We start from the raw sequence: 677 nt of genomic DNA, 5'->3' as shown, positions 1-677 counted from the left end.
CGAATGATTCATAAATCCATGCGTAAAGCTGGATGGAGAATCAATCATAAGAAAGTATACAGAATATACTCACAGGAAGGCTTAAAAATAAGGACAAAACCAAGGAAGAAACGGAAATTAGCTGATAGTCAACCGATTCCAATTCCAACTCGACCAAATGAAGTCTGGGCAATAGATTTTCTTCATGAACGAACGATAGATGGTCGGAAAGCGCGAATTCTATCTGGCGTAGATCTTTGCACAAGAGAAAATGTTGTTTTAGCAGCAGACTATTCCATTTCTTCGAAAAGATTAATTCGATTCTTAGAATCATTGCCTGAACTTCCAAAATCGTTTGTAACTGACAATGGTCCTGAATTCACTTCAAGAGTCTTTACTAATTGGTTATCCAAGAATAATATCGGAATATCCTATATTGACCTTGGTAAACCAACTCAAAATGCATTCGTTGAAAGCTTCAATGGTAAGTTAAGATCTGAATGTTTGCAATTGAGCTTTTGTCAAGATTTAGATGAACTTCGAGAGGAACTTTTTAAATTCCAAAAGGATTACAATGAAGAGCGTCTTCATTCTTCTTTAAATTATTTGACTCCATTCGAATTCAAAGCGAAGTATGGAAATTAAATTATGAGGATTTTACTAACTTAAGATTTGGTCCAAAAAACGGGGGCAGGTCA

The 677-nt window shown here is 35.3% G+C and carries 1 protein-coding gene; it reads left to right on the top strand.

Annotation, left to right across the window (positions count from 1 at the left end; genetic code table 11):
- Positions 1-624, top strand: a 624-nt coding sequence (locus ND811_RS19495) for an IS3 family transposase (protein WP_265365567.1), incomplete at its 5' end; no start/stop codon positions are given.
- Positions 625-677 lie beyond the last annotated feature (53 nt).

It is taken from the genome of Leptospira soteropolitanensis (assembly GCF_026151655.1).
Taxonomy (GTDB): domain Bacteria; phylum Spirochaetota; class Leptospiria; order Leptospirales; family Leptospiraceae; genus Leptospira_A; species Leptospira_A soteropolitanensis.
Note: the sequence above shows the minus strand (reverse complement) of the source record. Positions and strands in the feature narration are given on the sequence as shown.